Origin of the sequence: Pseudoflavonifractor sp. AF19-9AC (assembly GCF_003478995.1) — a bacterium.
Taxonomy (GTDB): domain Bacteria; phylum Bacillota; class Clostridia; order Oscillospirales; family Oscillospiraceae; genus Lawsonibacter.
The window spans coordinates 97402-124210 of record NZ_QUGI01000003.1; the positions used below are offsets into that span (position 1 = coordinate 97402).

A 26809-nucleotide genomic window follows, 5' to 3' on the forward strand; every position below is an offset into this window, starting at 1 on the left:
AGTTAAGGCGGCAGCATTACAATTTTCTTACCATAGTACAAAAGAGAGAAGGCGATACCATGCGAATTTTGTTGGCGGAGGATGAGCGCTCCCTGTCCAGAGCCGTCTCCGCTCTGCTGGAGAAAAACAACTATTCCGTGGATGCGGTGTATGACGGCCAGGAGGCCCTGGATTTTCTGGATGGCGGCAACTATGACGCCTTGATTTTGGATATTATGATGCCCAAGCTGGACGGCCTGGAGGTGCTGCGGCGGCTGCGTCAGCAGGGCAATCCCATTCCGGTGCTGATGCTCACCGCCAAGTCGGAAGTGGAGGACAAAGTGACCGGTCTGGACATGGGGGCCAACGACTATCTGACCAAGCCCTTTTCCACCGCGGAGCTCATGGCACGGATCCGGGCCATGACCAGAAGCCAGACCGGAAGTCAGATGACCAGCCGCCTCACCCTGGGCAACATTACCCTGGATCAGGCCACCTTTGAGCTCTCCTCGCCCCACGGCAGCTTCCGGCTGGCCAATAAGGAATACCAGATGATGGAGCTGCTGCTCCGCAACCCACGGCAGCTCATTCCCACCGAACGGTTTTTGGAGCGGATCTGGGGCTATGACAGCGAGGTGGAGCTGAATGTGGTGTGGGTCTACATCTCCTATCTGCGGAAAAAGCTGGCTGCCCTCCAGGCAGACATTCAGATCAAAGCCACCCGGAACGCCGGGTATTCTCTGGAGGAACGGACATGATCGGACGTCTGAGACGCAAGTTCATCGTTGCCTGTATGATCTCCCTGGCCATTGTTCTGACGGTGATCCTTGGCGGCGTGAATCTGATGAGCTATCATAAAGTGGTGGCCGATGCGGATAATATTTTGACCCTGCTGGACGCCAACAACGGAGCCTTTCCCAAGAACCATGATGGACAGCTCTCTGGAACTACCCAGCCGGACAGCGCTCCGCCGGCAAAGAAAGACCCGTTTGGCCAGAGGGGAATGTCCCCCGAAACTCCCTACGAATCCCGCTTCTTCTCTGTTCTGTTGGGAGAGCATGGTCAGGTACTCCAAACCGACACAGGGCAGATTGCCGCTGTAGACGAGGCTGAGGCGGCACTTTACGCCCAGAATGCATTGCTTTCCGGCCGCCGTTCTGGCTTTCTGGGAAATTATCGGTACCTTCAGTGTGAGAACGAGCAGGGCATCCTAATCATTTTTCTGGACTGTGGCAGAAGCCTCTCCTCTTTCCGCATGACGTTGCTGGCCAGTGTGCTGCTGGCGCTGTTGGGGCTGCTGGCAGTCCTCGTACTGCTGCTGATCCTGTCCAAACGCATCGTCCGGCCAGTGGCAGAGAGCTATGAAAAGCAAAAGCAATTTATCACTGACGCCGGACATGAGCTAAAGACCCCCATGACCATCATTAGCGCCGACGCTGACCTGGCAGAGATGGAGTGCGGGGAAAACCAGTGGATCTCCGACATCCGCCGTCAGGCCCAACGTCTGACCGGCCTAACCAATGACCTTATCTACCTCTCCCGCATGGAGGAGGAGCAGCCCAAGCTTCCGCTCATCGATTTTCCCATCTCCGATGTGGCCGAGGAGATGGCCCAGTCCTTCCAGGCCCTCGCCAAAAGCCAGGAGAAGGAATTCTCCCTCCACATTCAGCCCATGCTCGCCTGCACTGGAGATGAGAAAGCCATCCGCCAGCTTCTGTCCATCCTGCTGGACAATGCGCTGAAATATTCCCCCGCCGGTGGACGGCTGGAGCTGAGGCTGGAGAAACAGGGGCGAACGCTCCTTCTGACTGTTTCCAACACCTCCGCCCAACCCATTGAGAAGGATAAGCTGCCCCACCTGTTTGACCGCTTTTACCGCACAGATCAGTCCCGCAGCAGCCAGACAGGCGGCTACGGCCTGGGGCTTTCCATTGCCAGGAGCATTGTACTGGCTCACAAGGGAAAAATCCGGGTGGAAAGTCCAGATGGACAGATGCTGACATTTATGGTCTATTTACCTGCGTGATTTTTAATTATAATTATGGTTGCGCTCTTATCCTAAAGGCAGAAGCAAACACAATGCTCATCAGAAAGGAGCCTGCCTTATGGATTACAGAAATGACAGGAACACTTGGCTTGAACCAGAAGCGAATCTAACCCAGCAGTTTTTTCCGCAACGGAGATGTCCGCAGCGCAAGCGCTCGAGCCTATGCAAGCGCCTTATGTCCCTGGTGCTAAGCGCAGCCTTGTTCGGCGCAATCTCTGCCGGAAGCTTCTATGGCATCAGCCAGCTATTGCCCCTGGAGGAACGTCTTGTTTCTGCAGAAAGCATTTCCTCCAGCGATGCGGTGCTGACTAGCTTGGTCAGCACCTCCTACTCCACCGCTCGATATGGCATGGATGTATCGGACATTGCCGCCGCCGCTTTGCCCAGTGTGGTGTCCATTACCAACATTTCAGTGCAGGAAGTGCAGAGCTTTTTTAATCGGTTCGGGGCTAATGGCGCTGGGCAGACCCAATTGGAAGAAACGACCAGCTGCGGTTCCGGCATCATCATCGCTAATGATGGCACTTATCTTTACATTGTGACCAACGCCCATGTGGTGGAAGACGCTACGACTCTGTCCGTAAGTTTTGTGGACAACTCCGTCTATGAGGCCCAGCTGTGTGGTACTGACGAGGCGGTTGACCTGGCAGTTCTGAAAATCGCGTTGTCTGACATATCCTCCGATACGCTCTCTCAAATTGCGGTCATAGCTGTGGGCGACTCGGATGCGCTGGAGGTAGGAGAACAGGTGGTGGCCATCGGAAACGCTCTGGGTTATGGACAGTCCGTTACCACCGGCATTGTCAGCGCTCTGGACCGCAGCTTGACTAGTGAAAGCGGAACAACTTCCACCTATATTCAGACAGATGCCGCCATCAACCCAGGTAACAGCGGCGGAGCCCTGTTGAATCTGGATGGACAGCTGATCGGAATCAACACTGCCAAGCTATCGGATACAGATGTGGAGGGCATGGGCTACGCAATTCCCATTTCCGATGTAACGGAGCTGATTACCCAGCTGATGTCACAGACCGCCGAAACTGCAAGCACTGAAACCAACACTTCCCAACAGCCCACCTGGATTACGCCTACCTGGAGGGACAAACGGACTACCGGTTAATGTGGTCTGCAGCGACAAGATTTCGCAAAGAGATATCGATGCGTTCAAACGGATAAACTGATCAAAAACCATATGGTCGTTATGCGTTGGATTTATCATCATTATTGGTGTGATTGCAGGTTTCATATATTTTCTCGATAACAGTTTTCTCAAAACAGGACCAATCAATATACCGGAAGTTGAGGATATCGTATCGGTATCCCTCAGCGGCACAACCTCCGATCAGGCAATCCCTCTGCGCGCAAAAGATATGAAACAACTATAGCAATATCTCAACGAAGACAAACCTTCTCAGCAAACGGCGACAAATCATTTCCCTACAGGAAGGACATACTGAGGCATCTCATTTCAGATCGATACAAGGGAATGTCGCTATTTCGTCTATGAAACAGATGAGCAGAGTTACGTTGAAGTCCCTCACGGGGAAATATATGAGGTACAGATGGAATTGTTTGATCTTGTATTCTCATAACAGCAAGAGGGCTAATATACACACCGCATAGTCGACTTCTCACATACATACTAACTAATTAAGCGCAGCTATTCTCCCACGGAAAACAGCTGCGCTTCTTATATCATAGGAATGCGTATCAGCAAATGAATTTTCTGGTAATTTCCCATTCCATTGTGTCACATACATTGACCATGGAATGTCCGTGAGAAAAGTTCCCTCTGCTCCCGGATGGTCTCTTGCAGGCCCTGCGCACCGTCCGGTCAGCTCCCATGTCCCACCACACCCCGTTTTCCCATCTGAGGATTCCAGCCCCCGCTCTATTTGGGGCAGCTAAGCTCTGATGGTCTGTTTACGGCCCCTTGGTTTTTCCGCAACTGCCAACTCCCTATTTTGATTGACAAGAAGATGCTTGATTTTCAGAGCCGTCCCAGGGACCGTCATCCCGGCAGATACCTGGCCGCCCCGCCGCAAGTGGTCGAATACATCCGCCGTAAACCAGCGGCAGACCTCCAAGCGATGCCGGGTCACTCACAGCGCCGGATCTTCCAGTGTATATCCTCCCGTTCTCTTCTGCGCCGCTTCACACCCCCTCCCCCACCGAGTCGCACAGCGTGTCCACGCACAGGATGGTACGCTCCGGGTATTGTTCCCGCGGTTCCTCCACGCACATCTCAGCTTACTGGAACGTCCCGGACATACCGGAGAAGAAGCTCAGGTACAAAATATCTTTTCCGGCCTTCAGCACTTGTTCAAAGTCCTGAACATATTGGACGGGTGTAATTTGTGAGGTTGTGGCATCGTTTCCCGCTTTTTGAAGCGCGTAAACATCCTACACGGCGATCGTCCCGCCAGGACCGTATGTATATTCCCGATCAGCGCTCTCTGCCTGCATGAGAAGAATGCCTACGTGGGGCAACGCTTCCAGCCATTGAGGATTACAATCTGCCGTTGCATCGGTAAAATCTGATAGGGACCATTTCAATTACCCCTTTTTTCCACAGGCCGTACAGCCGCCGCACCCCTTCCAAAGCTCCTGGGCCGTCTCTTTCCAGTTTTCTGCATAGGGCGTGGTCTTATCGCAGAGGTGATCCACACTCTCCGGACTCTGGTAGTCCGTGCTGACTGCTCCAGTCTCTTTGACCATGGCCCGCAGTGCCTCGGGATTCTCCAACATGGGACAGGGACGCAGCATATTTTCATTGAAGGGCTGATTGTCGTGGTAAGCCATGAAAATCGGGCTCTTGAGGGCGTCCAGCAGGCTGGTATCATGGATGTTGCAGTTGGAGTAATGAATGAACACGCAGGGCTCCACATCCCCCTTGGCGTTGATGTGCAGGTAGTTCCGGCCGCCCGCAATGCAGCCGCCCACATATTCCGCATCATTCTGGAAGTCCATGGAGAAAATGGCCTTGGTCTTACGGAATTCCCGGATGCGGTGGTACACTTCCTTCCGCTGATCGGGAGTAGGAAGCAGCTGCGTAGCGGCGGCATTTCCCACGGGCATATAGTGGAAGAACCAGACAAACAGGGCCCCGCTGTTGATGATATAGTCAAAGAAGGCCTCACTGGTAATATCCGCGTAATTCTGGCTGGTGTAGCAGGTGGAGATGCCGAAGGGCAGATTGTGCTCCTTTAAGAGGGCCATGGCCCCCTTCACCTTCTGATACACGCCCTTGCCCCGGCGGGAGTCGTTGGCCTCTTCAAAGCCCTCCAGAGAAATAGTGGGGACAAAGTTCTTGACCCGCAGCATCTCCTGGCAGAACGCCTCGTCGATGAGGGTACCGTTGGTGAAGGCCAGGAACTCGCAGTCCGGGTGCATCTCACACAGCCGGATGAGATCCGCCTTCCGCACCAGCGGCTCACCACCGGTGTAGATATACATATAGGTACCCAGCTCCTTGCCCTGGCGGATAATGGAGTCGATGGTCTCCAAGCTGAGATTGAGCTGATTGCCGTATTCCGCCGCCCAGCAGCCGGTACAGTGCATATTGCACGCAGAGGTGGGATCCAGCAAAATGGCCCAAGGGACATTACAATTCTCCCGGGCCTTAACCTCCTCCTGGGTGGCGCTTCCCTTTAAGCTGGCGTTAAACAGGAAATTCTGGAAAAAGGCGCGGCGCACACCGGGGTCCAGCTCATAGACCCGCAGAATCAGCTGGTACCAGTTGTTCTTCTCATCAATGGCCTGCCGAATGGCGTCCCGCTGGCTTTGATACCACCCATCCGGCGTGAACCGGTCCACCAGAGACATCAGCTTTGGAATGTTTTCTTCCGGATTCCCCTCAATGTACTTCAATGCCTGATTGATGGCAAAATTCTGCATATTATCTTTCACGCTGCCCATGATATTCATCCTTTCTCTGCCTTGTTCCGGCTGTTTAAGCCACATTATAGAGAACTGCGGCGGAAAGTCACGGGACACAAGAACCGGTCAGTCAAAAATTGCGACACGCCTCCCACTCCGTTACCTTTTGGGACAGAAGATGCAAATTGTCCCTTGCCCACGCGGGCGCGGAACACTAAGCTTTTCCTATCGAGCACAACGCAGCATCTCGGAAGGAGCTCTGTCTATGGAAAACAGCATGTCCCGTATTTTAATCGAAACCACCGTCCGGCAAACTCTGAAAAGCCTTCAGGAAAACCCCAAGCGGAGCATTCGGAATCTGGTGGATATGGCATTGCATTTTTCGGAGGGCCGCTTTCAAAGCCGTTTTTTCCAGACGGCCCGCACCATGCTGGAGCATGAGGACAGCGCGTATTACACGCTGGTGGAGGACGCCGTCAGCCACATTGAGACGGAACATCTGGTGAAATTCGGCATGAATCTGGGGTACAACAGCTGCACCTGGGGGGCCCAGCGCATCCGCACGAACGAGGATCGTATGGGCTTCAACATCCCCTGGACGGTACTGTTTCAAATGAACTGCCCCCAGTATTCCGCCCATCTTCCCCAGTATGACCGCGCCATTGGGGAGGGCGAACAGCTAGGCATCTACAGCTGGATGCTTTTGTCTCACGGCAGCCCGCTGGAGCTGCTCCCGCTCATTGAGCAACACTCCGACAGCGCCTTTTTCCTCTTCTGCCGGCCAGAGGATATAACCGCTGAGGTTCTGGACGAAATTACTCCCCTCCAGCATCTTATGCTGGTAGTACGCTGGAGCGGCACAGCCGAAGACGTCTGCACCACGCTGCGGGACGCCCGCCTGCCCTACTCCGTTTACTACCCCTACTCCCAGCAAGACCTGCAGTTTATTCTCAACAGCGATCTGTTTTGCGAAACCCAGCAGCTGCACCCTCTGTTCACCGTGCTGACGGCCAAGCCGGACTGCCCGGCCAACATACGGCAGCTGGTCCACCAGGCAGCAATACAGACACGAAATGGACAGTACTATCAGACCGTGCCCTGGGAGCTGTCCTACGACACCCGGAATCTGGACGAAATCATCTCTGATGACGCCTGCTGTGTATTTTTTGACGGCCATGGCCAACTGTTCGCCCTGGACCGCCCGGACTGTCCTTCCTTGGGGAACCTGTTTCAAGAGGGTCTGACTTCTCTGATCCAGCGCGCCTATCCGAAACTTACGCCGGCCTCCTCCCAATAAGCAGCAAGAAAGGGCGCACCGCAAATTCCATGCGGTACGCCCTCTCTTTTCACATTCCTCAAACGTCCAAGGTCAGGTAGACTCCTGCAGCTGCAACAGCTCCCGGCAAATGGAACGTGCCCCTTCTTCGGTGATCATCTTGATTTTCCCCAAAAACTGTTCCGGCGGCATGCACTCCTTGGTGAGCAGCCACCGCTCCATGGCACAGATGACCGCGTCCGTGAAGAAATTCATAGTAAATTCATCCAGCTGTTTCTTTCCAAACAGAGTGGAAATACGTTCCGCCAAAAGAGGACGGATGTACTCCCGGAAGTGATCGCTGAAGGAATTCTGCCCCTTAATTTGCAGGGCTTTGCGATAAAATCCGTGATTCTGATAAAAATACTGACAAGTCTTTTCAACAAAGGCCCAACGCTCCTCGTAGTCGGACCCAAAATGTTCGTCTTTCAGCAGGGCAATGAATTCCGTGTCGAAAATCCAATTCACCAGGTCATATTTGTCCTTGAAATGGTAATAGAAACTTTTGCGGTTCATCTCGCAGCGTTCGCAGATCTGCGCCACATTGATCTTTTCAAAGGGCAGCTCTGCCATCAGGCTCTTCAGAGCCTCCGCCAACGCATGCTTTGTGATGTTGGAATCCGCCATATCCTGCCTCCGTTTCACTGCCTCTTCTCCCGGCCTTCCCACCCATTCCGCGGGCGCCTCTTACCTTATTAGGAATCAGTGTACCATAGGATTCGACTTTTCTCAACCTGCGGTTTCTTTTCCTTTTTGGACAAAATGAGGCCGGTGTCCCAAAACGTAACACTGTGCATACAGATGAGAAAAAGTGTAACGCAAGCGAGGCTTTGCCCAATGAAATTTCCTGACTTTACGATTACAATAGCCCACACAACACGACAGTAAGGAGGATGTTCCCTTGACATTCCATCAACTCTCCCCCACCGAGACCATACAGGTGCTGAACACCAATCCCTCCAGCGGCCTGAATGCTCAGCAGGTGCAGGAAAAGCTGAGCCAATTCGGTGAAAACAAGCTGAAGGAGAAAAAGAAAAAATCCTTTTTCCAGCGTTTCCTGGCACAATTCAAGGACGTGATGATTCTCATCCTGCTGGCCGCGGCAGCCGTTTCCTTTGCCATCGCCTGTGTGGAGGGAGAGCCAAAGGAATTTTTTGAGCCGGTACTCATTTTGTTGATCGTGGTACTCAACGCCATCATGGGCGTCATGCAGGAGAGCAAGGCGGAGAAAGCCCTGGACGCGCTGAAGAACCTGTCCGCCCCCCACGCAAGAGTCATTCGGGATGGACAGGAAGCGGTAATTGACGCGTCGCAGCTGGTCCCGGGGGACATCATTCGCCTGGAAGCCGGCGATTTCATCCCCGCAGACAGCCGCCTTCTCCGCAGTGTCAGCCTCAAATGCGAGGAATCCGCCCTAACCGGCGAATCCGTGCCCTCTGAGAAGGACGCTCAGGTGGTGGTACCGGAGAACGCTCCTCTTGGTGACCGCAGCAACATGGTATTCTCCGGCTGCTCCGTCACCTACGGAACCGCCGTGGCCGTGGTGACCGCCACAGGCATGGACACAGAGATGGGCCGAATCGCCAACCTGCTGGACAGCGAAACCGACAGCCAGACTCCGCTGCAGAAAAAGCTGGCCCAGTTGGGCAAATACCTCGGCATCCTGGCCCTGGTCGCCTGCTGCATCATTTTCGTGGTAGGCCTTGCCAACGGGATCCCGCCTCTGGAAATCTTCATGACCGCAGTTTCCCTGGCCGTCTCTGCCATTCCCGAGGGCCTGCCCGCCATTGTTACGGTGGTGCTCTCCATCGGCGTACAGCGCATGGTTCAGAAAAATGCGTTGATTCGCCGCCTGCCCGCTGTGGAAACTCTGGGCAGTGCCTCCGTCATCTGCTCCGACAAGACCGGTACACTGACACAGAACCGCATGACCCTGGTGAAGGCATATGTGGATGGCCAGGATGCCCCCGAAGCCATCGGCACCCAAAATTCCGACCCGGTGCGCACCCTTCTGCGGTATGCCAGCCTGTGCTGTGACGGCACGGTGGTCTTCCACGACGGCCAGGAGCAGCACATTGGCGACCCCACCGAGACGGCCATCGTGCTGGCCGCCCACAAAAACGGAATGCCCAAGGAAGGTCTGGACAAGCAGTATCCCCGCCTGGCAGAGCTGCCCTTTGACTCAGATCGTAAGCTGATGACCACCGTCCACCAGATAGACGGGAAATACACAGTCATCGTCAAGGGTGCCTTTGATATGATGGCGCCCCGGTGCGTGGCCGGAAATCTGGAGTCGGCACGGAACATGGTGGACACAATGAGCTCCGATGCGCTCCGGGTCCTGGCCATCGCTTACAAGGAGATCGACGCCCTGCCTGAGAATCCCACCTCGGAGAATCTGGAATGCGGCCTGACCTTTATGGGACTGGTGGGCATGATCGACCCGCCGCGGCCCGAGGTAAAGGATGCCGTCGACGTCTGCCGTATGGCCGGAATCAAGCCGGTAATGATCACCGGCGACCATGTGGTAACCGCCGCGGCCATTGCCAGAGAGCTGGGCATTCTGCAGCCCGGGGACAAGGCCATTACCGGCAGCGAGCTGGACGCCATGACCGACGGGCAGCTGGACCGGGAGGTGGAGCACATCTCCGTTTACGCCCGCGTCTCGCCGGAAAACAAGATCCGCATTGTAAAAGCCTGGCAGCGTAAGGGACAGGTGGTCTCCATGACCGGCGACGGCGTCAACGATGCGCCTGCCCTGAAGGCGGCTGACATCGGCTGCGCCATGGGAATCACCGGCACGGACGTGGCCAAGGGCGCGGCAGACATGACCCTCACCGACGACAACTTCTCCACCATCGTGGATGCTGTCCGGGAAGGCCGGGGCATCTATGCCAACATCCGCAAGGTGGTGGGGTTCCTGCTGGGAACCAACATCGGCGAGGTCATCACCGTATTTACCGCCATGCTCCTCTGGCACAAAACGCCGCTGCTGTCCATGCAGCTTCTCTGGATTAACCTGGTGACGGACAGCATGCCCGCCATCGCTCTGGGCATGGAGGCGGTGGAGTCTGACATCATGGAGCAGAAGCCCCGCCCCAAGGACGAGGGAATCTTCGCCCACGGGCTTGGCGTCCGGGTATTCCTTCAGGGTGTGATGTTTGCCGTACTCTCCCTGATCGCCTTTGTCTCCGGCGAACGCGCCGTGGGTTCCCTGGCCGGCGGCCAGACCCTCGCCTTTATGGTTCTGTCCCTGTCCCAGGTGGTGCAGGCTTACAACATGCGCTCTGAGCACTCGCTGTTCCGGATCGGCCTCTTTTCCAACCATAAGCTGAACTGGGCGTGCCTGGTCTCCTTCCTGCTTGTCGCTCTGGTGCTGTTCACCCCGGTACGGACTGCCTTCGGTCTGGTTGTCCTGCCCGGACAGTCCTATCTGCTGGGCCTTGGCCTTTCTCTGGTCCCTGTGGTCGTCATGGAGCTGTCCAAAGCCTTTGGCTTGATCAAGCATCAGCATTAAAACCCGCAAATCATCTTCCGGAGGGGCTGCCCATGGGGCAGTCCCTCTTCCTGCAAGGAGTCCGCTATGAGAAACCGTCGTCCACGGAGATTTTATATCGCAGGATGTGTACTGGGTGTGATCCTTTTGGGGCTTGCAGTGATTTTGATTCTGCGTTCCAACCTCTCCCTGGACACAGTTTTGACCTGTACACCCCAAAATTCCGTTCTGACTGCAGCCCTGCTGCTTCTGTGCTACGGGCTGAAAAGCGCGACCGTTGTCTTCCCCCTGCTCCTTCTGGAAATAGCCGCCGGCTATCTCTTCCCTGCCCCCGCCGCTCTGGTCATCAATCTTATTGGCATATGGATCATTCTGATCATTCCTTACTGGATCGGCCGCGCTTTGGGGCTCCGCCAGGTCAGCAAGCTGACCCAGAAATACCCCAAATTTCAGGCCGTCATGAAACAGCAGCAGAACCACTCTTTTTTTCTCTGCTTCTTCCTGCGCGCCATCAGCTGCCTTCCGGGCGATCTTGTCACCATGTACTTGGGCGCCACCCGCACTCCTTTTTGGCATAATCTTTTGGGTGGAACCTTGGGCATCTTGCCGGGCATGATCCCAGCCACCATCATGGGCCTCAGCATTCAAGATCCATCTTCACCTGCCTTTTGGATTTCCGCGGTGCTCTCTGTCAGCCTGGCGTTCTTATCGACCGTGCTCTACTATATCTATCTGAAGCGGCAAAAAGGAAAGGAAGACCACATATGAATCAGAAATGGTTTCGCCAATTATTTTCGTCAGCGGATTCTGATCATCTTTCTGTTGGTCGCCCAAGCCGCATTTCTGATCCACCTGTTGGTCCGGGGCGGGCGGATCTTCCAAACCTTAAACGTAATTCTGACGATTCTGAGCTTCTTAACAGTGCTGCACGTTGTGTCCAAGCGAGACAAGGCCGCCTATAAAACTGCTTGGGTCTTTCTGATCCTGCTCTTCCCGCTGTTTGGCGGACTGCTCTATCTCATGTTCCATGTTCAGGGCCCCACCCGCAGCCTGGCCAAAAAGGTCCGCACTGTGGAGGCAGAAAACGCAGTACAGTTTGCCCTGCCCGGGACAGGATATGATGCGGCTGAAAAATACGTGGGAGAGCTGTTTCCCCAGGTACGCTACCTCCAGAATACCGCTGGCTTTCCTATCTACGATCACACCTCAGTGCAATATTTTTCACCTGGCGAACGACTTTTTGAGGCCCTGCTGCCTGCACTGGAACAGGCGGAGCATTACATCTTTCTGGAGTTCTTCATTGTTCAGGAGGGAAACATGTGGGACTCCATCCTGAACATTCTGAAAAAAAGGTCGCCCAAGGCGTGAAGGTGCGCCTGATTTATGACGATATCGGCTGTTTTCTCCTCTTACCGCAAAACTACCCCCAGCAGCTGCGGCAATGTGGAATCGAATGCGTACTCTTTAACCCATTCCGCCCCTTTCTGACCGCCAAGCAGAACAACCGGGATCACCGAAAAATTATTTCCATCGACGGGAAAGTAGCCTATACCGGTGGAATCAACCTGGCCGACGAGTATATCAACGCCATTGAAAAGCACGGGCACTGGAAGGATGCCGGGATTTTGGTGGAAGGCAAGGCTGCGTGGAGCTTTACCATCATGTTTCTGGAGATGTGGCAGATCTGTACCGGACGGCAGGAGGATTTTCAGATCTATTATCCCTGGTCAGGACAGCCCTGCACCGTTTCCGGGGAAGGGTTTGTGCAGCCCTACGCCGATAGTCCTCTGGACACGGAAAATGTGGGGGAGCACGTTTACCTTCAGATCCTCAATCAGGCCCGGGACTATGTTTACATCAACACCCCCTACCTCATTGTGGACGACAGTATGGTATCCGCCCTAACGCTGGCAGCAAAACGCGGCGTGGATGTTCGGATCATTACGCCCCACCGCTGGGACAAGTGGGCCATCCACATGACCACCCGCTCCTACTATCGAGATCTGGTTCGCGCGGGAGTCCGGGTCTATGAATATGAAAAGGGCTTCATGCACGCCAAGACCTTTGTATCTGATGACCGGGTCGCCACTGTGGGCACCACCAATTTGGATTTCCGCAGTCTGTATCTCCACTTTGAGTGCGGAGCGCTCCTGTTCGGCAGCCCCGCTATTCAGGACATCAAGCAGGATTTTCTTACTACCCTCCAGACCTGCCGCCCCATTCTGGTGGAAACCTGCCGCAGCAATTTCCTGGTGCATCTGTTTCAGGAGATCCTCCGTCTGTTTGCACCGCTGATGTAACAATAGCCAGGAGTTTTCCATGTTTGATACCCCGGAAAAACGGCGTGCATCAGCAAATGGGTCATTGGAACAATCACCTGCTGCGTTTTGATTTATCTCGCCCGCGCCATATCAGCAGTATTGCCCAGGCGTTTTCCTGGCTTGCAGGTCTTGCAAAACCGCTGCTGATCTTGCAGCAGGTGGAAGGAAACCTGATCTATCCAAGGGTGGTCGGATCGAAAATCAACCTTCCAGCAATTTGGGTGCTGACAGCCGTCACGCTGGGCGGCAGTTTGATGGGCATTCCGGGAATACTGCTGCGCGTTCCTCCTGCCTCAGCTTTGCATCGGCTTATCGTGGAGGTTGCCGATCGTTTTCAAACAAAGGAGTATGTAACATGAAAAATGAAAACCGAAGTGCACAAGGAAGCATCCCCTTGCCTGTTTGCCCGACCCATTTTCTCCGCCATGTGGACAAGAGGCTTATGTCCTAGTAACATTGAGATGACAGAGGTGACCGGTGGGACCTTCTGGAAATCCTATACCGGAGAGCAGATTGCCGGCACATCGGGATTTCCTTCTGTCACATCCTTCACCGATGTGACCGCCATGCCGGAGCTGATGGAGTATTATCCTCCTATCGACCTGCATAACAGGCGGCTGCGGGAGCTTACCAAGGCTCTGGGTCCTGCCTGGATCCGCATATCCGGCACATGGACCACCAAAACCTATTATGACTTTGAAGGTGTAACCGGAGGGAAGGCGCCTGATGGCTATGGCAATGTCCTGACCCGTGAACAGTGGATGGGAGTTTTGGACTTTGTCGCTCATGTCGGGGCCAAGCTGCTGATCTCCGTCAGCAACTGTGCCGGTGATCACCCCCACGGGGGACCGCTGGATCTGACCCAGGCAAAGAAGATCTTCGACTTCAGTCATCGGTATGGCAGGGACATTGATGCCGTGGAATTTATGAATGAACCCAATATGCTGGAGCTGTCCGGTGCTCCCCAAGGCTATACCGCCTCGGACTATGCCCGGGACCAGGATATTCTATATACGTGGGTTCGAGCAAATTACCCCAACTGTCTTCTGGTCGGCCCATGTACCACCGGGGATCCTGCTGCTGTCGGTGCGGAGGGCAAAGGGTTTGGGGCTGGAATTGCCAGTATGACCAAGACCTGCACCACGGAAGAGCTGCTGGCAGGCACACAAATCCCCCTAGATGTATTCAGTTACCATTATTACAACGGCGTCTCTGAGCGGATTGCCTGGGTCCTGCCCACCGCCCACTGGCCCGGTCATATGGCCCACAGCGACGCATACCTGGCGGTGGCTCCGGACTGCGCCAGAGCCCACGCCGCACTCAGAGACAGATTTGTCCCCGGCGGACAGATGTGGGTCACGGAATCCGGCGACGCCGGCGGAGGCGGAGATACCTGGGCCTCCACCTATCTGGATGTCCTGCGTACGCTGAACGAGCTGGGCAGCTATTCCACCATCACCGACGGCGTGATTTTTCACAACACATTAGCCTCCTCCGACTACGGTTTTCTGGAGCACGGCACCTTTCTGCCCCGCCCCAATTACTTTGCCGTTCTGCTTTGGAATCGACTGATGGGAACGGCCGTATATGATTGCAGGGAACTCAACCGTGAAAACATCCATATTTACTGTCACTCCCGAAAAGACGGAGTCTGTGGAGTAGTCTATTTGATCCTCAACAATTCGCTCACGGACACCATTTCCGTGATGCTCCCCAAAGAAGCCCATCGCTACACACTGCATGCCCAAGCAATGCGTTCTCCTACAATGCTGCTAAACGGAAAAGACTTAACCATTTCGGGCACTTGCGGTATTCCTGAATTGACACCCGAGCTGCAGCCCCAGGGCACTGTTCTGCTTGCACCAGGCAGTTGTACGTTTCTTGTTTTATGAAATTGGTTTGATACAGCCATAAAACTTATTGATTTCAGATTCATAACGTAAGGCCCAGCCTATGAATTAACACAGGCTGGACCTTCTCACAATAGTTTGGGATTTTTGTAATCTGTGCCTCAATAACTCAGCGTTTCACGGTGTAGATTTCCTGATCCAACCGGTCCACATCAAACTGATCCGACGCGGTTCGAATCAGCCGAGTGCCCACCGGGCGATCAATGTATGCGAAAATGTCCCGGTCCAGCTGCTGCCATACCACTCCCACCGGCAGCAGTTGAATATTGCGGTAGTCGTCCAGATAGCCCTGCTCCTCCGTACCCGAGGCAAAGAACCACCCGCTGTCTTCCGCGTCGTGTGGCTCCACCCGCTCCATGTACCCCACTTTCCAGCCCTCGTCCAGGATTTTTTTCGAGACCATGGCCCGCTTGTCCAGCAGGATGCGGCGGTCGCGCATGGCAGTGTAGCCCCCCTGTCTGCTTCGAAACTCCGCCACAACGGCGGGCTCCGGGGCGTCATCAGTGTTTAGCGTCTCGATGTCAGCGTCCCACAGCCGCTTGTCGTCTGCCTCGCACCGCAGGAGAACCGCCAGTTCCAACAACTCCTGCTCCGTGGCCTCTACCGGCACAGTCTCCTGTTTCAGAAGTTTTTTCCCCTGCTCACCGTAGAGAAACACATCCGCAGTCCCGTTGTGGCTGAGATGCAGCTTGACTGCCCCGAGATTGGCTTCATCATTATAAAATACCATAAAAGACGACAGACGGTCATTGACATACCAGTCAAATTCGGTTCCATTCTGCCCATTCATATAAAAGAGTGCGCCGTTTTTTTCCAGGTCCTGATCTGTGACTTCGGGCAGACAGCGGGCCCGCTCCCGGCCTGCGATGGCACGAAGTTCTTTCAAAATTTGGTTCATATTGTTTCCTCCGTGGGTCGTTCCATCTTATCGCCGCACCCATTTGCCAAACAGGGTCTTTTTATAGTGTCTTAATTCCTCTTTAACTTCTACATAATCGCCGGCCTTTTGAAGATATTCCACACCCTTTGCAATGTCCTCCGGCACCCCCAGGCCGTTGCAGTACATCTTTCCCAGAAGATAAAACGCGTGAGGGCAATCCCAGTTGACCTTTTCCAGATAGGCAAAGGCCTTGGCGTAGTCCTGCTGAGTCCCCTGGCCGTTGGCGTAGCAGGCCCCCAGGTAGTAAAGCATGGCCGGACCGCCGTGGTCCTCCGCCCACTTCAAAAGCTGGAAGGCCTTGGCGTAATCCCGCTCCACGCCGCGCCCGTCATAGTAGCACATGCCCATTCGGTTGGCAGGGTTCACTTTTTCCTGGATGGGTGCCGAGAGCGCCTGATGATAGTATTGGGCGGCCCGGGCATTGTCCTTGGGGACTCCCTCTCCCAACTCATAGGAGTAGCCCGCCCAGAAAAAGGCCCGGGGCTCCCCCGCCTCTGCCGCCCTGCGGTAAAAGTCAAAGGCCTCCCCTTTGTTCCCCTGGTCATAGAGCTCGTTGGCATAGTAGAAGAAGTAACTGGGATAGCCCTTCTCCGCTCCATAGCGGTACACCTCGATGGCCTTCTCCGGCCGGGGAGAGATGAGCCCTGCCTTCCCCTCCCGGTAGAAATTAGCTAGGTTGACGCCACCGGTGGAGATGCCGCTGCGCAGGGACCTCCACAGCCAGTCCTCGCACTTGGCGTAATTCTCCCGCAGATAGCTTTGGACGGCGTCGTCGCTGTCAAAATCCTCCCGGGTCTTGCCCTGAATTTCCGGGAAATCTCCCCAGTAGTAGGAATTGCCGATGATCATCTGGCACAGGGGCTCCCCGTGCTCCGCCTTGTCCAGCACGGTATCAAAGGCCTCCTGAAAACTCAGGGGCATGGCCTGGGCCAGCTTCCGGTTCATCACTCCACAGCGCAGGGACAGCAGCGTTCCGATGGCACTGCCCTCCAGCACGGAGCGGCGCATAAGTTCGTCTCCCATCTGCTCATCCACGGGGAAATTATGCCCCGGCCAGGTGTACTCCGGCCCGTACAGGCACCGGGCCAGCAGACAGCAGGCGTCCGCGTCCCCCTCCTGCACCGCCTGCTGGAGAAGCTGCAAGCCCTCCTGCCCCCGCCGGGAGCGCAGGTCATAGTAGATGTACTTGAGTGCCCGCTCCACCGGGTCGCTGAAAAACCGTCCCATAGGTATGGCCTCCTGTTCCGTTTTTGAATCTAATCTAATTTCATGTTCAAAGGAGCTTCGGTTGGCTTATAGATACGATTTCGTTCTTCTCATATCCGTGACCAAATCCTGATTGCCATCTGCTTTCATAAGCTCAATTAACTTGGGCACGTTATTTTTATTCTCAATAATTGCCTGCATCTCCGATTCGGTTATTCCGACAAGTTGAATGAATTCCGTCTTTCCATATACGGATATTTGAGATTCCGCTTCTGTATCTTTTACTAACAAAAGTGCGGTTATCAAAGAATCTGAGCCGATGTGCAGAGAGGTTCCATTGCCCTTAACATATTGATTTGGCTCGAAAAAACGCTTAGTTTGATATGTATATCTTGCCAGATTGGACATCATATCAATTGCCCACATACAGTTCTCCGAGTTTTTCTCTTTTAACTTCATTGTCATTTCATAGCCCCAGCCGTTCCATTCACCACCGAAAGCATCTTCATCACCGTAAAGCACTGTCATTCCATAGGTAACTAAATGTTTATAGCCTTTCGGAGAGCTGTATATGGAAAACCCATCTAAATATTCATCGCCGCCCAGCATTGCTCTTGATGTCAGAAGCGTCCCAAAATGTTCAGGGTTTTGTCCTGGGTAAAGTTTTTCAAAAGCATCATCAATAGCTTGCCATCCAGGTGAATAATTTTCATCCTCTTTTATACGAATCAAAAACTCTTCTTTTGTCATAACATCACCATAATTTTCCAATTTATTGTGCTGCTTTTACAACTTGTGTCAAATATATGGGATATTCTGCAAACCTATATCTCTTGGAAACCGGAGACATCCAGGCCTCTATGATAGTAAGCATCAGAGAAACACTCTATAACATCCCGCACATCGGGCACCATCCGCTCCCACAGGAGGGGGCCGTCCGGGCCGGAGCAGCCGATCTCCACCGCGTACATCCCGGCCTGCGGCCCTTCCAGCGCCATCGCGCTTTGGATAAACCAGAATCGCTCCGGGTTTTGGGGGTCCCTCTGCTCCAAAACCAGATAGCTGTCCTCCTCCTGACGGAGCGCCCGCAGCCCTTTCTCAAGATCATTCCAGCTGAAATCAGGCGCACTGCCGGGATCCCTTCCTGCAGTCATGCGCCAGGGCCAGTCCCGGTGGGGTTGGGGCGGAGTGGGGGCAGGTCCCCTGCTCCGATGCTCCAACACCTGCTGCCAGGTGCGGCCGGAGCGCTCCATGTGTGTCCAGTTCTTCAGATCCGGGATTTCCCCCCGCAGCCAGCCCCGCAGCACCTCCTCCGCCTCACCGGCGGACATATCCCGGGTCCAGGCGTACTGACCGGGCACACCGGGGGTGCCGGAGTACTCCTCCATCAAGATACGGGTGGGCTGTGCTCCGCCGCCGGCGAGGCCTACTAGACGGCTGAAGGTGTGTCCCTGGCCCTGGATGGGGACGCCGGGCACCAGCTGGAGGGGGACAGTCTGTCCCACCTGATCAGGCCGGCGCAGCAGCTCATGGATGGTATCCCAGGTAATTCGGGAGGTCACCGAGCCGTCGGGCAGGGTGAGCACTTGGTTCTGGGCCAGCCGCTCCTGCTCTTTCCGCTCCTGTTCCTCGAACTGGGTCTTCCGCTGGCGGTAGGCCCGCTCCTGGGCGTACTGCTGCTCCTCCTCCTTGGCGTAGACCAAGTCCTGGTACTCCTTGGAGTCGTACACCCCGAACAGAGCGGCAGGGGCCCGGCGGCGCAGGCAGTCCATGGCCTCCTCCAGCTCTTTCCTGGACTTCAATGTGGTGACCTGACGCTCCCGCCGGTCGTCTACGATCCAGATCTCATAGATGTGGACGGCCTGGGTGCGCTTTCCGGCCCGGCGGGTGCGGTGCTCCTCCCGGCTGAACACCCCTCGGATGCGGGGAATGGAGGAGACCTCGTCTCCCAGCACCCACTCCTTGCCCACACCCAGCTTACCGCACCATAGGCCATTAGCTTTCAGGTCCCGGTCCACCATGGCAAAAAGCTCCTTCACCGGCGGCGCTTCATCCGGGTATGGGAGCTGGTTGCGGATGGACTGGGCCAAAGCGCTTTTCTCCGGGACCAGAGCGTCCAGAAGACTCCGGTAAGCCAGGAAGACGCCCACCAGTATTGCAGCCGCTCCCGCCACTGGGATTACATAATAGCCGAAGCTCAGTTCCTCTTTTAGCCGTTCCGCCTCATAGGGCATGGACTGAGCAGTCATAAAGAACCAGATTGCCAGTCCGCCTCCAGCCAGAAAGAGGGCTGCCCAAATCAGCCCAGTGAGTCTCCCCCGGGTCCGCTGGAGACAGTAGCCCTCCTCCGGTCCATCCGGCTGCTGTCTTTTATTCCACCACATGATAAGGAGGATTATCGGAATGGCAAAGATACGCAGAACGGCCACTAGAACTATGTAGGTAACTACATTCCATGGCCACTTGAGATAAAAACGCTTCTTTGAAGTTCCCTTTGATTCCATGGTATCCTCCTTTTACTTACTCAAACGTTGCAGTATTCAGGAAAAAGCTCGACAAATAAGCTGTTGTGCCACTTCCAACTTTTATTCAAACAAATGATTTCATCAATATTCCAATTTCACAGGTAATTTGCGTGCCGCTCCAACACCTACAGACAAACCAATGTTTCCACGCACAGCAGCATCTCTTAATTAAGGCAAAAAAGCCCTGTACCAAGTCTCAGGGAGAAAATTTGGCACAGAGCATTAAACTAGCCGCAAAAAAGATCTTACATTCATTCGTGAGTGCGACTCAGCAATGAATCCATTTTCCCCTTCCTGACGGCAATCCGGTATCGTCCCAACCATTGACTTACAGCATGCGCTCTTCTTTCCTAGTATCTCCCCATCCGATTGCATTCTAAAAAGCCCTTTAACGCACTCATTATCTTCGATTATAATTGCTTCCGAAACTTTCTTCAATCCTGTTTTGAGGTAAGTATTTTTAACCTGCTCACAAAACCGTATATGTCCATCCTCGTTTAGACATATCTGCGGGAGATTGCTCTAACAGCATGTAGGAACCCAGCGTGGGAAAAACAAAAATCCTGCATCGAAGCATCACTGGATAGCTTTACCCAGAAGTTCCGCAGAAACAGACGGAAGGTTTTCTAGCCGCCCTCTCCCCCACTACACGCTGCGCGGTGGCCAAAAACTTTTCGGGAAATGTTGCTGACAGGATGAACCTTTTCTTGCGGGCTGCTGTAATTTGCGGTATACTTTAAAAAAACACCGCAAAAAGGGGAACTGTTTCATTATGCTGTATAATGAACGTGCGGAACTAATCTTACAGCAGCTCCAACTCCAGTCTACCGTAAAGGTAGCGGAACTGAGCCAGCTTTTACAGGTTTCAGTGGATACGGTCCGCCGTGATCTGAAAAACATGGAGCAGGAAGGCCTCATCAAATACATCCGGGGCGGCGCCTGCCTGCCGGAAGACCGGAACTCTTTTTCCAACTTTACCGGCCGGGAAATCATCCACAGCGAGCTGAAACGGGAGGCTGCCCGCAAGGCAGTGTCACTGATTAGTGAAGGAGATGTGGTTGCTCTTAACTCCGGAACAACCAACACGGTACTGGCACAGGAGCTGGCTGGTCTGAATCTTAAATTTACCGTAGTGACCAACAATTACGCAGCGCTCAGTGTCCTGATGCAAAATCCTGCCATCCGTCTGATTGCCATAGGCGGCACGATGGATCCTCTGGAGCGCTCCACCTATGGCACAGTGTGTGAGCAGGAGTTTGCTGCCTACCGACCGGATCTGGCTTTTCTCTCCATCAACGCTGTCAACTATCAGGATGGCTACACCGATTTCCGTTTGGATGAGATCGGCGTGATCCGGCTTCTGGCCCAAAACTCCCGCAGGGTAATCGCAGTGATGGACTCCAGCAAGCTGGGGCAGTGTTCCAAATGTATGGCGCTTTCCCCAGAGCAGGTGGATTTGTTGCTGATGGATGACCATATCCCCCCCGAAGTGAAGGAAAAATATCGGAGCAAAGGCATTGAGATTCGGTAAAAATATTGATATGTAAAAACCGCAGGTTTGATCCTGCGGTTTTTTGCGCTATTTTTTACATTCATTTGATACGAGCATGCTTGTTTTTGCCGTATTATGCCGTTTATAATTTGGCTGTAAGCACAAATAACAGCACAAAGCAGCAAGCAAAAGCAAGGAGTGTTAGACATGGCGGAAATGAACCGCATTCAGATGGTTGTGTTTGACTGGGCCGGAACCACTACGGACTACGGAGGTGTGGCGCCCAGCGTGGTATTTGACCGAGTGTTTCGTGAGGAAGGGATTGTCCTGACCAAGGAGGAGATTAACGCACCCATGGGCATGGAGAAAAAGGCCCACATTCGTGCGCTGCTCACCTCCCCCTCCGGAGACCGTCAGTGGAAAGAGCGGTATGGCGCAAGCTGGACCGAGCAGGATGTGGAGCGGCTGTATGAAAAATTTGAAGGTATCCTGTACCAGATGGTGGCAGAGTACAGCGTTCCCATCCCCGGTGTGGTGGAGACTGTCCGCCAGCTGCGGGAGAAGGGACTGAAAATTGGTTCCACCACGGGCTACACCTCCCAGATGATGGAGCAGGTGCTGCCCCGGGCAGCGGAGCTGGGCTATGAGGCCGACTGCGTGGTGACTCCTGACGTAACCGGCGCCAGCCGTCCCACTCCGTTCATGCTCTACGAGTGTATGCGCCGGCTGAACGTGTATCCGCCCCGTGCTGTGGTAAAAGTGGGCGACACGGTGGTGGACATCCTGGAAGGAAAGAACGCCGGGGCCTGGAGCATCGGCATTCTCACCGGTTCCAACCTGCTGGGGCTGACCCGGGCCGAGTATGAGGCCATGGATCCGGAGGAGTTGGCGCAGCGCAAGCAAAAGGCAGCCGAGCGCTACACAGAGGCGGGAGCCGACCTGGTCATCGACTCCATCCGGGACCTGCCCGCCGCACTGGCGGAGCTGGAGCGCCGCATGCCAGAACAGGAGGCAGCACGTTGAACCGATACTATAATCCCGTCCAGACCATCGAGGGAGCCGGCTGCACGGCGGAGCTGACCGGGCTGCTGGAAAGCATGGGGCTGGCACGGCGGAATGTACTCCTGTTGGTGTGGAGCGAGGCGGTTCTGGACCTGCCCGCCTTCTCTAGCCTGTCCAACGCTGGTTTCACCATTCGCGGCCAGGTGTTTCGGGCTTCCAATCCCACGGTGGAACAGCTCTTTGAAACCTATCAGGCCACCAGAGACTTTGCCCCGGAGGCAGTGGTGGCCGTGGGCGGCGGCAGCATCATGGATGTGGGAAAATCCCTGTGCTGCCTGTACGGAAAAGAGCTGTCCGACGCAGATACCCTGCGGCGGCTGATTGAGGAAAAGGACTACGGCCGGCCCTCCACCCGGTGGATTGGCGTACCCACCACGGCGGGTACGGGCAGCGAGGTCACCTGCTGGGCCACCATTTGGGACCCGGAAAAGGACGCCAAGCGTTCGGTGGAGTGTCGTGAAAATTATGCCTTTGCCGCCCTGGTGGACCCGGAGCTGGCAGCGGGGATGCCGCTGCCGCTGGCCGTGTCCTCCGCCCTGGATGCAGCGGCCCACGCCATTGAAAGCTATTGGGCCAGAGGAACCAACGCCGTGTCCCGTGGCCTGGCTCTGGAGGCCATCCGCACGATCATGGGCGGCATGGACGGCCTTTTGGCCGGAACCATGGAGGCCCACGATGCTATGGCCCGGGGCAGCATGATGGCTGGGCTGGCCTTCAGCAATACCAAGACCACCGCCTGCCACTCCATCTCCTACCCGTTGACCATGCACTGCGGCATCCCCCATGGCGCGGCAGTGAGCATGCTGCTGGGGCCGGTGTTCCGGCTCAATGCCCCGGCGATTGCCCAGTCCGGTCCTCTGCTGGATGCTCTGGGTGTCTCCAGCCCGGAGGAGTTGGAAACGAAAATCCGGGATATTCTGGGCCGCTCCGGCCAGCCCGCCACGCTGTCGGCGTGGGGCGCACAGCGGGAAGACCTGCCCCGTTTGGCTCAGCTGGGCATCACCAAGGGACGGGCGGACAACAATCCGGTTCCCATTGACGTAGAGACAATCCTCTCCATTCTGGAGCAGATATATTGAGAACAAATCAAACCAGACCGAATCAAAAAAGGAGCTTACATCACATGAACATCAATAAGAAGGTTTTGTCCTTGACCCTGTCCGCCGTGATGGCGGTCTCTCTGCTGGCCAGCTGCGGTACCTCTGGGGGCACCGATACGCCGGATGCCTCCGGCAGCCAGAGCTCCAACCCCGGCGGAGAGGACGGTGTGTTCACCATCGCCTACGCCCCCAACGAATCTACCGCCGAGAGCGCGGATGCCCGCAACGGCCTTGCCAAAGACCTGGGTGAGTTCCTGGGCTGCGAAGTGGAAGAAATCCAGGCCAGCGACTATAACGCCATTATCGAAGCTCTGCGTACCGGCAGCGCCGACATGGCCTACATGGGTTCTCAGGCTTTGGCCCTGGGCGTGGAGCGCACCGATCTGGAGCCCATCGTCATGAAGGCAGAGGACGGCGACCCCGACAAGGCGATCTACCACTCCGTGTTCATCACCAACAGCGCCAACGATGACATCAACTCCATCGCGGACATCAAGGGCCGCACCATGGCCTTCGTGGATCCCGACTCCACCTCCGGCAACCTGGTGCCCACCGCGGAGATCATCAAGGCCTTCCCGGAGGACGAACTGAACTCCGATATGCTTCACACCAACGATGACTTCTTTGAGGCGGTGAGTTTCTCCGGTTCCCACCAGGCCGGTCTCCAGGCAGTGGTGAAGGGCGATGTGGATGTGGCTCCCATCTCCGACCAGATTCTGGCTTCTGAGATTGCCAACGGCAACGCCTCTGAGAGTGATGTAAAGATCATCCACGAGTCCGGCGCCATCCCCGCCGAGGCCATGGTGGTGGCCGAGCACGTGGACCAGGCGACCCGGGACAAGCTCACCGAGTTCCTGACCAGCTATGAAAACGAGGACTACTTTGCCGATGTCATCAAGGTCCCCAACGCCCGCTTCATCGAGTGCGATATGAGCGACTACGAAGCCATCATCGAGCTCAACAAGATTATCAACGAGTTTTAAGCGGCAAGACGCACAGGAGGAACAATATGGAACCGATCCTACGATTTGACAATGTATCCAAGCACTACCCCAACGGTGTGCACGCACTGAAAGGCGTGTCCTTTGAGGTGGCAGAGGGGGAGTTTATCTCCGTCATCGGCCCCTCTGGGTCGGGAAAATCCACCCTTCTGCGCGCCATTAACCGCCTGATCCCCATCAACGGTGGCACCGTCTGGCTGGATGGCCAGGCGGTTTCCGCCCAGCGTGGAACGGCGCTGCGGCAGCTGCGGCGCAAGGTAGGCATGATTTTTCAGAATTACAACCTGGTTTACAGCCTGTCCGTGCTGCAAAACGTCCTTCACGGACGGCTGGGTTATATGGGCGGACTCAAGGGTGTGTTCGGCCTATACAGCGAAGAGGACAAGCAGGAGGGACTGGATCTCCTGAAGGAGCTGGGGCTGGAGGAGTTTGCCTATAACCGGGCCAGTGACCTGTCAGGCGGTCAGAAGCAGCGGGTGGGCATCGCCCGGGCCATCATGCAGCAGCCCAAGCTGCTGCTGTGCGACGAGCCCATCGCCTCTCTGGACCCCTCCAGCGCCAAGACCATCATGGACCTGCTCAAGAGCATGACCCAGAAACGGAACATCGCCTGCATCGTTAACCTCCACCAGCTGGATGTGGCCCTGAAGTACTCCACCCGGATCATCGGCCTGTCCAAGGGCGAAATTGTGTTTGACGGCAGACCGGAGGAACTGGACGATGCCACCATTGAGCGGATCTACGGCACCTCCCGGGAAAATCTGATGATTGGAGGACATGGCAATGACCAAGCGGATCCCGCTCATTGCGCGTGATTTAAAGCGGCTCTATACCGGATTCCTGCTGGCAGCTGTGGCACTGTTTCTGCTTTGCAGTTATCTGACGGAGTTTAATCCTATGGTGCTGGTGGCCAATGGGGACGCTTTCTGGGAATTCATCACAGAGGATTTTCTCCCCCCTGCCCTGCCCCCCGCCAGCCGGATTCCCGGTATCTTTTCCAGTGTCCTGGTGACCCTGGCTCTGGCCATGTCCGCCACCACAGTGGCAGCCATCCTGGCCTTTTTCGTGGCCCTGTTCGGCAGCGAAAAGGTCTCCCCCTTCCCCCGCTTTGCCAAAGTGGTTCGGGGCTTTGCCACCTTTCTGCGCAACATTCCCGCCTTGGTGTGGGCCTTTATCCTGTTTTCCTCCCTGGGCATCGGCACCGGTGTGGGCTTTGTGGCCCTGTGCATCACCAGCTTTGCTTTCATGGTTCGGGCCTTTGTGGAGACCATGGAAGATGTGTCCCAGGACTGCGTGGAGAGCCTCCAGGCAGTGGGAGCCACCTTTCCCCAGCGGGTGGCCCAGGCGATCCTCCCCTCCTGCCTGAGCGGCTTCCTCTCCTGGTTTCTCTACTGCGTGGAGGTCAATATTCGTGCCTCCACCATCGTGGGAATGGTAGGCGGCGGCGGTGTCGGCCTGACGCTCTTCTCCTACATCAAGAGCTTCCACTACGATATCGCCCTCTCGATCATCCTGCTGATTGCCGCTATGGTCATCGTGGTGGACCAGATCACCGGGAAACTGCGGAAGGAGCTGTTAAAATGAACGCTGAAATGGTGAAATACGCCTCCGGTACCGCGGCTCGGCCGGCACGGAGCGAGCGGACAAAGATTCCGGTAAAGTGCCGCCGGCGCAACCGGTTTATCCCGGCCTTTCTGGCGGGGACAGCCGTGCTGTCTATCCTCAGTCTGCTGTATCTGGACATTGACTGGGCCAAGATGGCTTCCCGGGTACCGGACATCGGGCTCGTTTTCTGGGACCTTTTTCACCTGGACTTTTCCAACATGGACCTGATCTTCTCGTCCCTGGTGGAGACCATTTCCATTGCGGTACTCTCGCTGCTTTACAGCCTGATACTGGGCATCCTGTTCGGAATGCTGGCGGCCCGGAATATTTTCCGTCTGCCCTGGCTGTCGGTGCTGACTCAATCCTTCTTTACCTTCCTGCGGGCGGTACCCACGCCTGTGTGGGTACTCCTGATGCTGGTGTGCCTCGGCATGGGGCCGGAGGCCGGCGTGGCGGGTCTGTGCGTCCACACCACTGCCTTCTTCACCAAATCCTTTGCTCAGAGCTTTGAAAGCATACCGGATGAAACCATCGAGGCCCTGGAGGTCACCGGCGCCAGCCGCCTGTCCATCTTCGTCAACGCGGTGCTCCCCGCCGCTCTGTCCCAAATCGTGGCCTGGGCCGGAATGCGCCTGGAGACCAATTTCTCCGAGTGCGCTATCCTGGGCATGGTGGGCGCCGGCGGTGTAGGCTACGTCATCTCCAACAGCCTCCAGGGCTACGACTACGGCACTGCCGGTGTGGCGATCCTGCTGGTGTTTCTGGTGGCCTATAGCATCGAGCGGCTCTTTGTTCGTGTGAAGAAAAAATTCTATTGACATTTCGTAAAATTACATTTCTTATGAAAAACGGCAAACGGACTTACTGGAGGTACCTCCCAACCAATAAGTCCGTTTGCTGTTCGTTTGTTCAGAATATGTTGGATGATAGC

General features: G+C 55.4%; 22 protein-coding genes and 1 pseudogene. 17 read left to right on the top strand and 6 right to left on the bottom strand.

Annotated features, from left to right (window positions below; all coding sequences use genetic code 11):
* Window positions 1-59: 59 nt before the first annotated feature.
* From DWX58_RS06055 to DWX58_RS06065, 3 genes are all read left to right on the top strand, one after another.
* Entirely contained in the window at window positions 60-737 is a 678-nt protein-coding gene (locus DWX58_RS06055) for a response regulator transcription factor (RefSeq protein ID WP_118642082.1), read from the top strand.
* Complete coding sequence (locus tag DWX58_RS06060) at window positions 734-2005, top strand: HAMP domain-containing sensor histidine kinase (protein WP_118642083.1); 1272 nt, start codon at window positions 734-736, stop codon at window positions 2003-2005. Before DWX58_RS06055 ends, DWX58_RS06060 begins: the two co-directional genes overlap by 4 nt.
* A 196-nt stretch (window positions 2006-2201) precedes the next feature.
* Entirely contained in the window at window positions 2202-3146 is a 945-nt protein-coding gene (locus DWX58_RS06065; protein WP_118642084.1) for a trypsin-like peptidase domain-containing protein, read from the top strand.
* Between the two features lie 1436 nt (window positions 3147-4582).
* Here DWX58_RS06065 and DWX58_RS06080 read toward each other — a convergent pair.
* Complete coding sequence (locus tag DWX58_RS06080) at window positions 4583-5953, bottom strand: radical SAM protein (protein ID WP_118642086.1); 1371 nt, start codon at window positions 5951-5953, stop codon at window positions 4583-4585.
* A 217-nt stretch (window positions 5954-6170) separates the two neighbouring features.
* Here DWX58_RS06080 and DWX58_RS06085 point away from each other — a divergent pair, with 217 nt between their 5' ends.
* A complete protein-coding gene (locus DWX58_RS06085; protein WP_118642087.1) occupies window positions 6171-7202 on the top strand; it encodes a hypothetical protein in 1032 nt (343 codons plus the stop codon).
* 72 nt (window positions 7203-7274) lie between these two features.
* Here DWX58_RS06085 and DWX58_RS06090 read toward each other — a convergent pair whose 3' ends face one another.
* A complete protein-coding gene (locus DWX58_RS06090; protein ID WP_118642088.1) occupies window positions 7275-7847 on the bottom strand; it encodes a TetR/AcrR family transcriptional regulator C-terminal domain-containing protein in 573 nt (190 codons plus the stop codon).
* A gap of 274 nt (window positions 7848-8121) precedes the next feature.
* Here DWX58_RS06090 and DWX58_RS06095 point away from each other — a divergent pair, with 274 nt between their 5' ends.
* The 6 genes and pseudogenes from DWX58_RS06095 to DWX58_RS06115 all read left to right on the top strand — a co-directional run bounded on the left by DWX58_RS06095 (window position 8122) and on the right by DWX58_RS06115 (window position 14929).
* On the top strand, window positions 8122-10737 hold the full coding sequence (locus DWX58_RS06095) for a calcium-translocating P-type ATPase, PMCA-type (protein WP_118642089.1): 2616 nt from the start codon (window positions 8122-8124) through the stop codon (window positions 10735-10737).
* Between the two features lie 66 nt (window positions 10738-10803).
* Entirely contained in the window at window positions 10804-11484 is a 681-nt protein-coding gene (locus tag DWX58_RS06100; protein WP_118642090.1) for a VTT domain-containing protein, read from the top strand.
* A gap of 153 nt (window positions 11485-11637) precedes the next feature.
* Window positions 11638-12084, top strand: a complete 447-nt coding sequence (locus tag DWX58_RS15610) for a PLDc N-terminal domain-containing protein (RefSeq protein WP_243093285.1) — start codon at window positions 11638-11640, stop codon at window positions 12082-12084.
* Entirely contained in the window at window positions 12036-13016 is a 981-nt protein-coding gene (locus DWX58_RS15615; RefSeq protein WP_243093286.1) for a phospholipase D-like domain-containing protein, read from the top strand. Before DWX58_RS15610 ends, DWX58_RS15615 begins: the two co-directional genes overlap by 49 nt.
* Before the next feature lie 164 nt (window positions 13017-13180).
* A pseudogene (locus DWX58_RS06110) lies at window positions 13181-13396 on the top strand (AI-2E family transporter); the annotation flags it as partial.
* A gap of 102 nt (window positions 13397-13498) precedes the next feature.
* Window positions 13499-14929, top strand: coding sequence for a beta-glucuronidase (locus DWX58_RS06115; protein WP_243093287.1), 1431 nt, complete (start codon window positions 13499-13501; stop codon window positions 14927-14929).
* Between the two features lie 127 nt (window positions 14930-15056).
* Here DWX58_RS06115 and DWX58_RS06120 read toward each other — a convergent pair whose 3' ends face one another.
* The 4 genes from DWX58_RS06120 to DWX58_RS06135 all read right to left on the bottom strand — a co-directional run bounded on the left by DWX58_RS06120 (window position 15057) and on the right by DWX58_RS06135 (window position 19597).
* Entirely contained in the window at window positions 15057-15845 is a 789-nt protein-coding gene (locus DWX58_RS06120; RefSeq protein ID WP_118642091.1) for a DUF2185 domain-containing protein, read from the bottom strand.
* A gap of 27 nt (window positions 15846-15872) precedes the next feature.
* On the bottom strand, window positions 15873-17114 hold the full coding sequence (locus tag DWX58_RS06125; protein ID WP_118642092.1) for a tetratricopeptide repeat protein: 1242 nt from the start codon (window positions 17112-17114) through the stop codon (window positions 15873-15875).
* A 66-nt stretch (window positions 17115-17180) separates the two neighbouring features.
* Window positions 17181-17843 (bottom strand): suppressor of fused domain protein, encoded by a 663-nt coding sequence (locus DWX58_RS06130; protein ID WP_118642093.1) that lies wholly within the window; start codon window positions 17841-17843, stop codon window positions 17181-17183.
* Between the two features lie 74 nt (window positions 17844-17917).
* Entirely contained in the window at window positions 17918-19597 is a 1680-nt protein-coding gene (locus tag DWX58_RS06135; protein ID WP_147382243.1) for a hypothetical protein, read from the bottom strand.
* Window positions 19598-20390: 793 nt separating this feature from the next.
* Here DWX58_RS06135 and DWX58_RS06140 point away from each other — a divergent pair.
* From DWX58_RS06140 to DWX58_RS06170, 7 genes are all read left to right on the top strand, one after another.
* Window positions 20391-21149 carry a DeoR/GlpR family DNA-binding transcription regulator gene (locus tag DWX58_RS06140; RefSeq protein ID WP_118642095.1) on the top strand — a complete coding sequence of 253 codons (759 nt, stop codon included), beginning with the start codon at window positions 20391-20393 and terminating at the stop codon, window positions 21147-21149.
* Window positions 21150-21317: 168 nt separating this feature from the next.
* A complete protein-coding gene (phnX, locus tag DWX58_RS06145; RefSeq protein ID WP_118642096.1) occupies window positions 21318-22133 on the top strand; it encodes a phosphonoacetaldehyde hydrolase in 816 nt (271 codons plus the stop codon).
* The gene (locus tag DWX58_RS06150; RefSeq protein WP_118642097.1) at window positions 22130-23251 is read left to right on the top strand and encodes a phosphonoacetaldehyde reductase; all 1122 of its coding nucleotides are present in this window, start codon (window positions 22130-22132) and stop codon (window positions 23249-23251) included. Before phnX ends, DWX58_RS06150 begins: the two co-directional genes overlap by 4 nt.
* A 44-nt stretch (window positions 23252-23295) precedes the next feature.
* Window positions 23296-24255 (top strand): phosphate/phosphite/phosphonate ABC transporter substrate-binding protein, encoded by a 960-nt coding sequence (locus tag DWX58_RS06155; RefSeq protein WP_118642098.1) that lies wholly within the window; start codon window positions 23296-23298, stop codon window positions 24253-24255.
* A gap of 26 nt (window positions 24256-24281) precedes the next feature.
* The gene (phnC, locus tag DWX58_RS06160; protein WP_118642099.1) at window positions 24282-25088 is read left to right on the top strand and encodes a phosphonate ABC transporter ATP-binding protein; all 807 of its coding nucleotides are present in this window, start codon (window positions 24282-24284) and stop codon (window positions 25086-25088) included.
* Window positions 25057-25857, top strand: a complete 801-nt coding sequence (locus DWX58_RS06165) for an ABC transporter permease subunit (RefSeq protein ID WP_118642100.1) — start codon at window positions 25057-25059, stop codon at window positions 25855-25857. Before phnC ends, DWX58_RS06165 begins: the two co-directional genes overlap by 32 nt.
* A complete protein-coding gene (locus DWX58_RS06170) occupies window positions 25854-26696 on the top strand; it encodes an ABC transporter permease subunit (RefSeq protein ID WP_243093288.1) in 843 nt (280 codons plus the stop codon). Before DWX58_RS06165 ends, DWX58_RS06170 begins: the two co-directional genes overlap by 4 nt.
* Window positions 26697-26809: the final 113 nt, after the last annotated feature.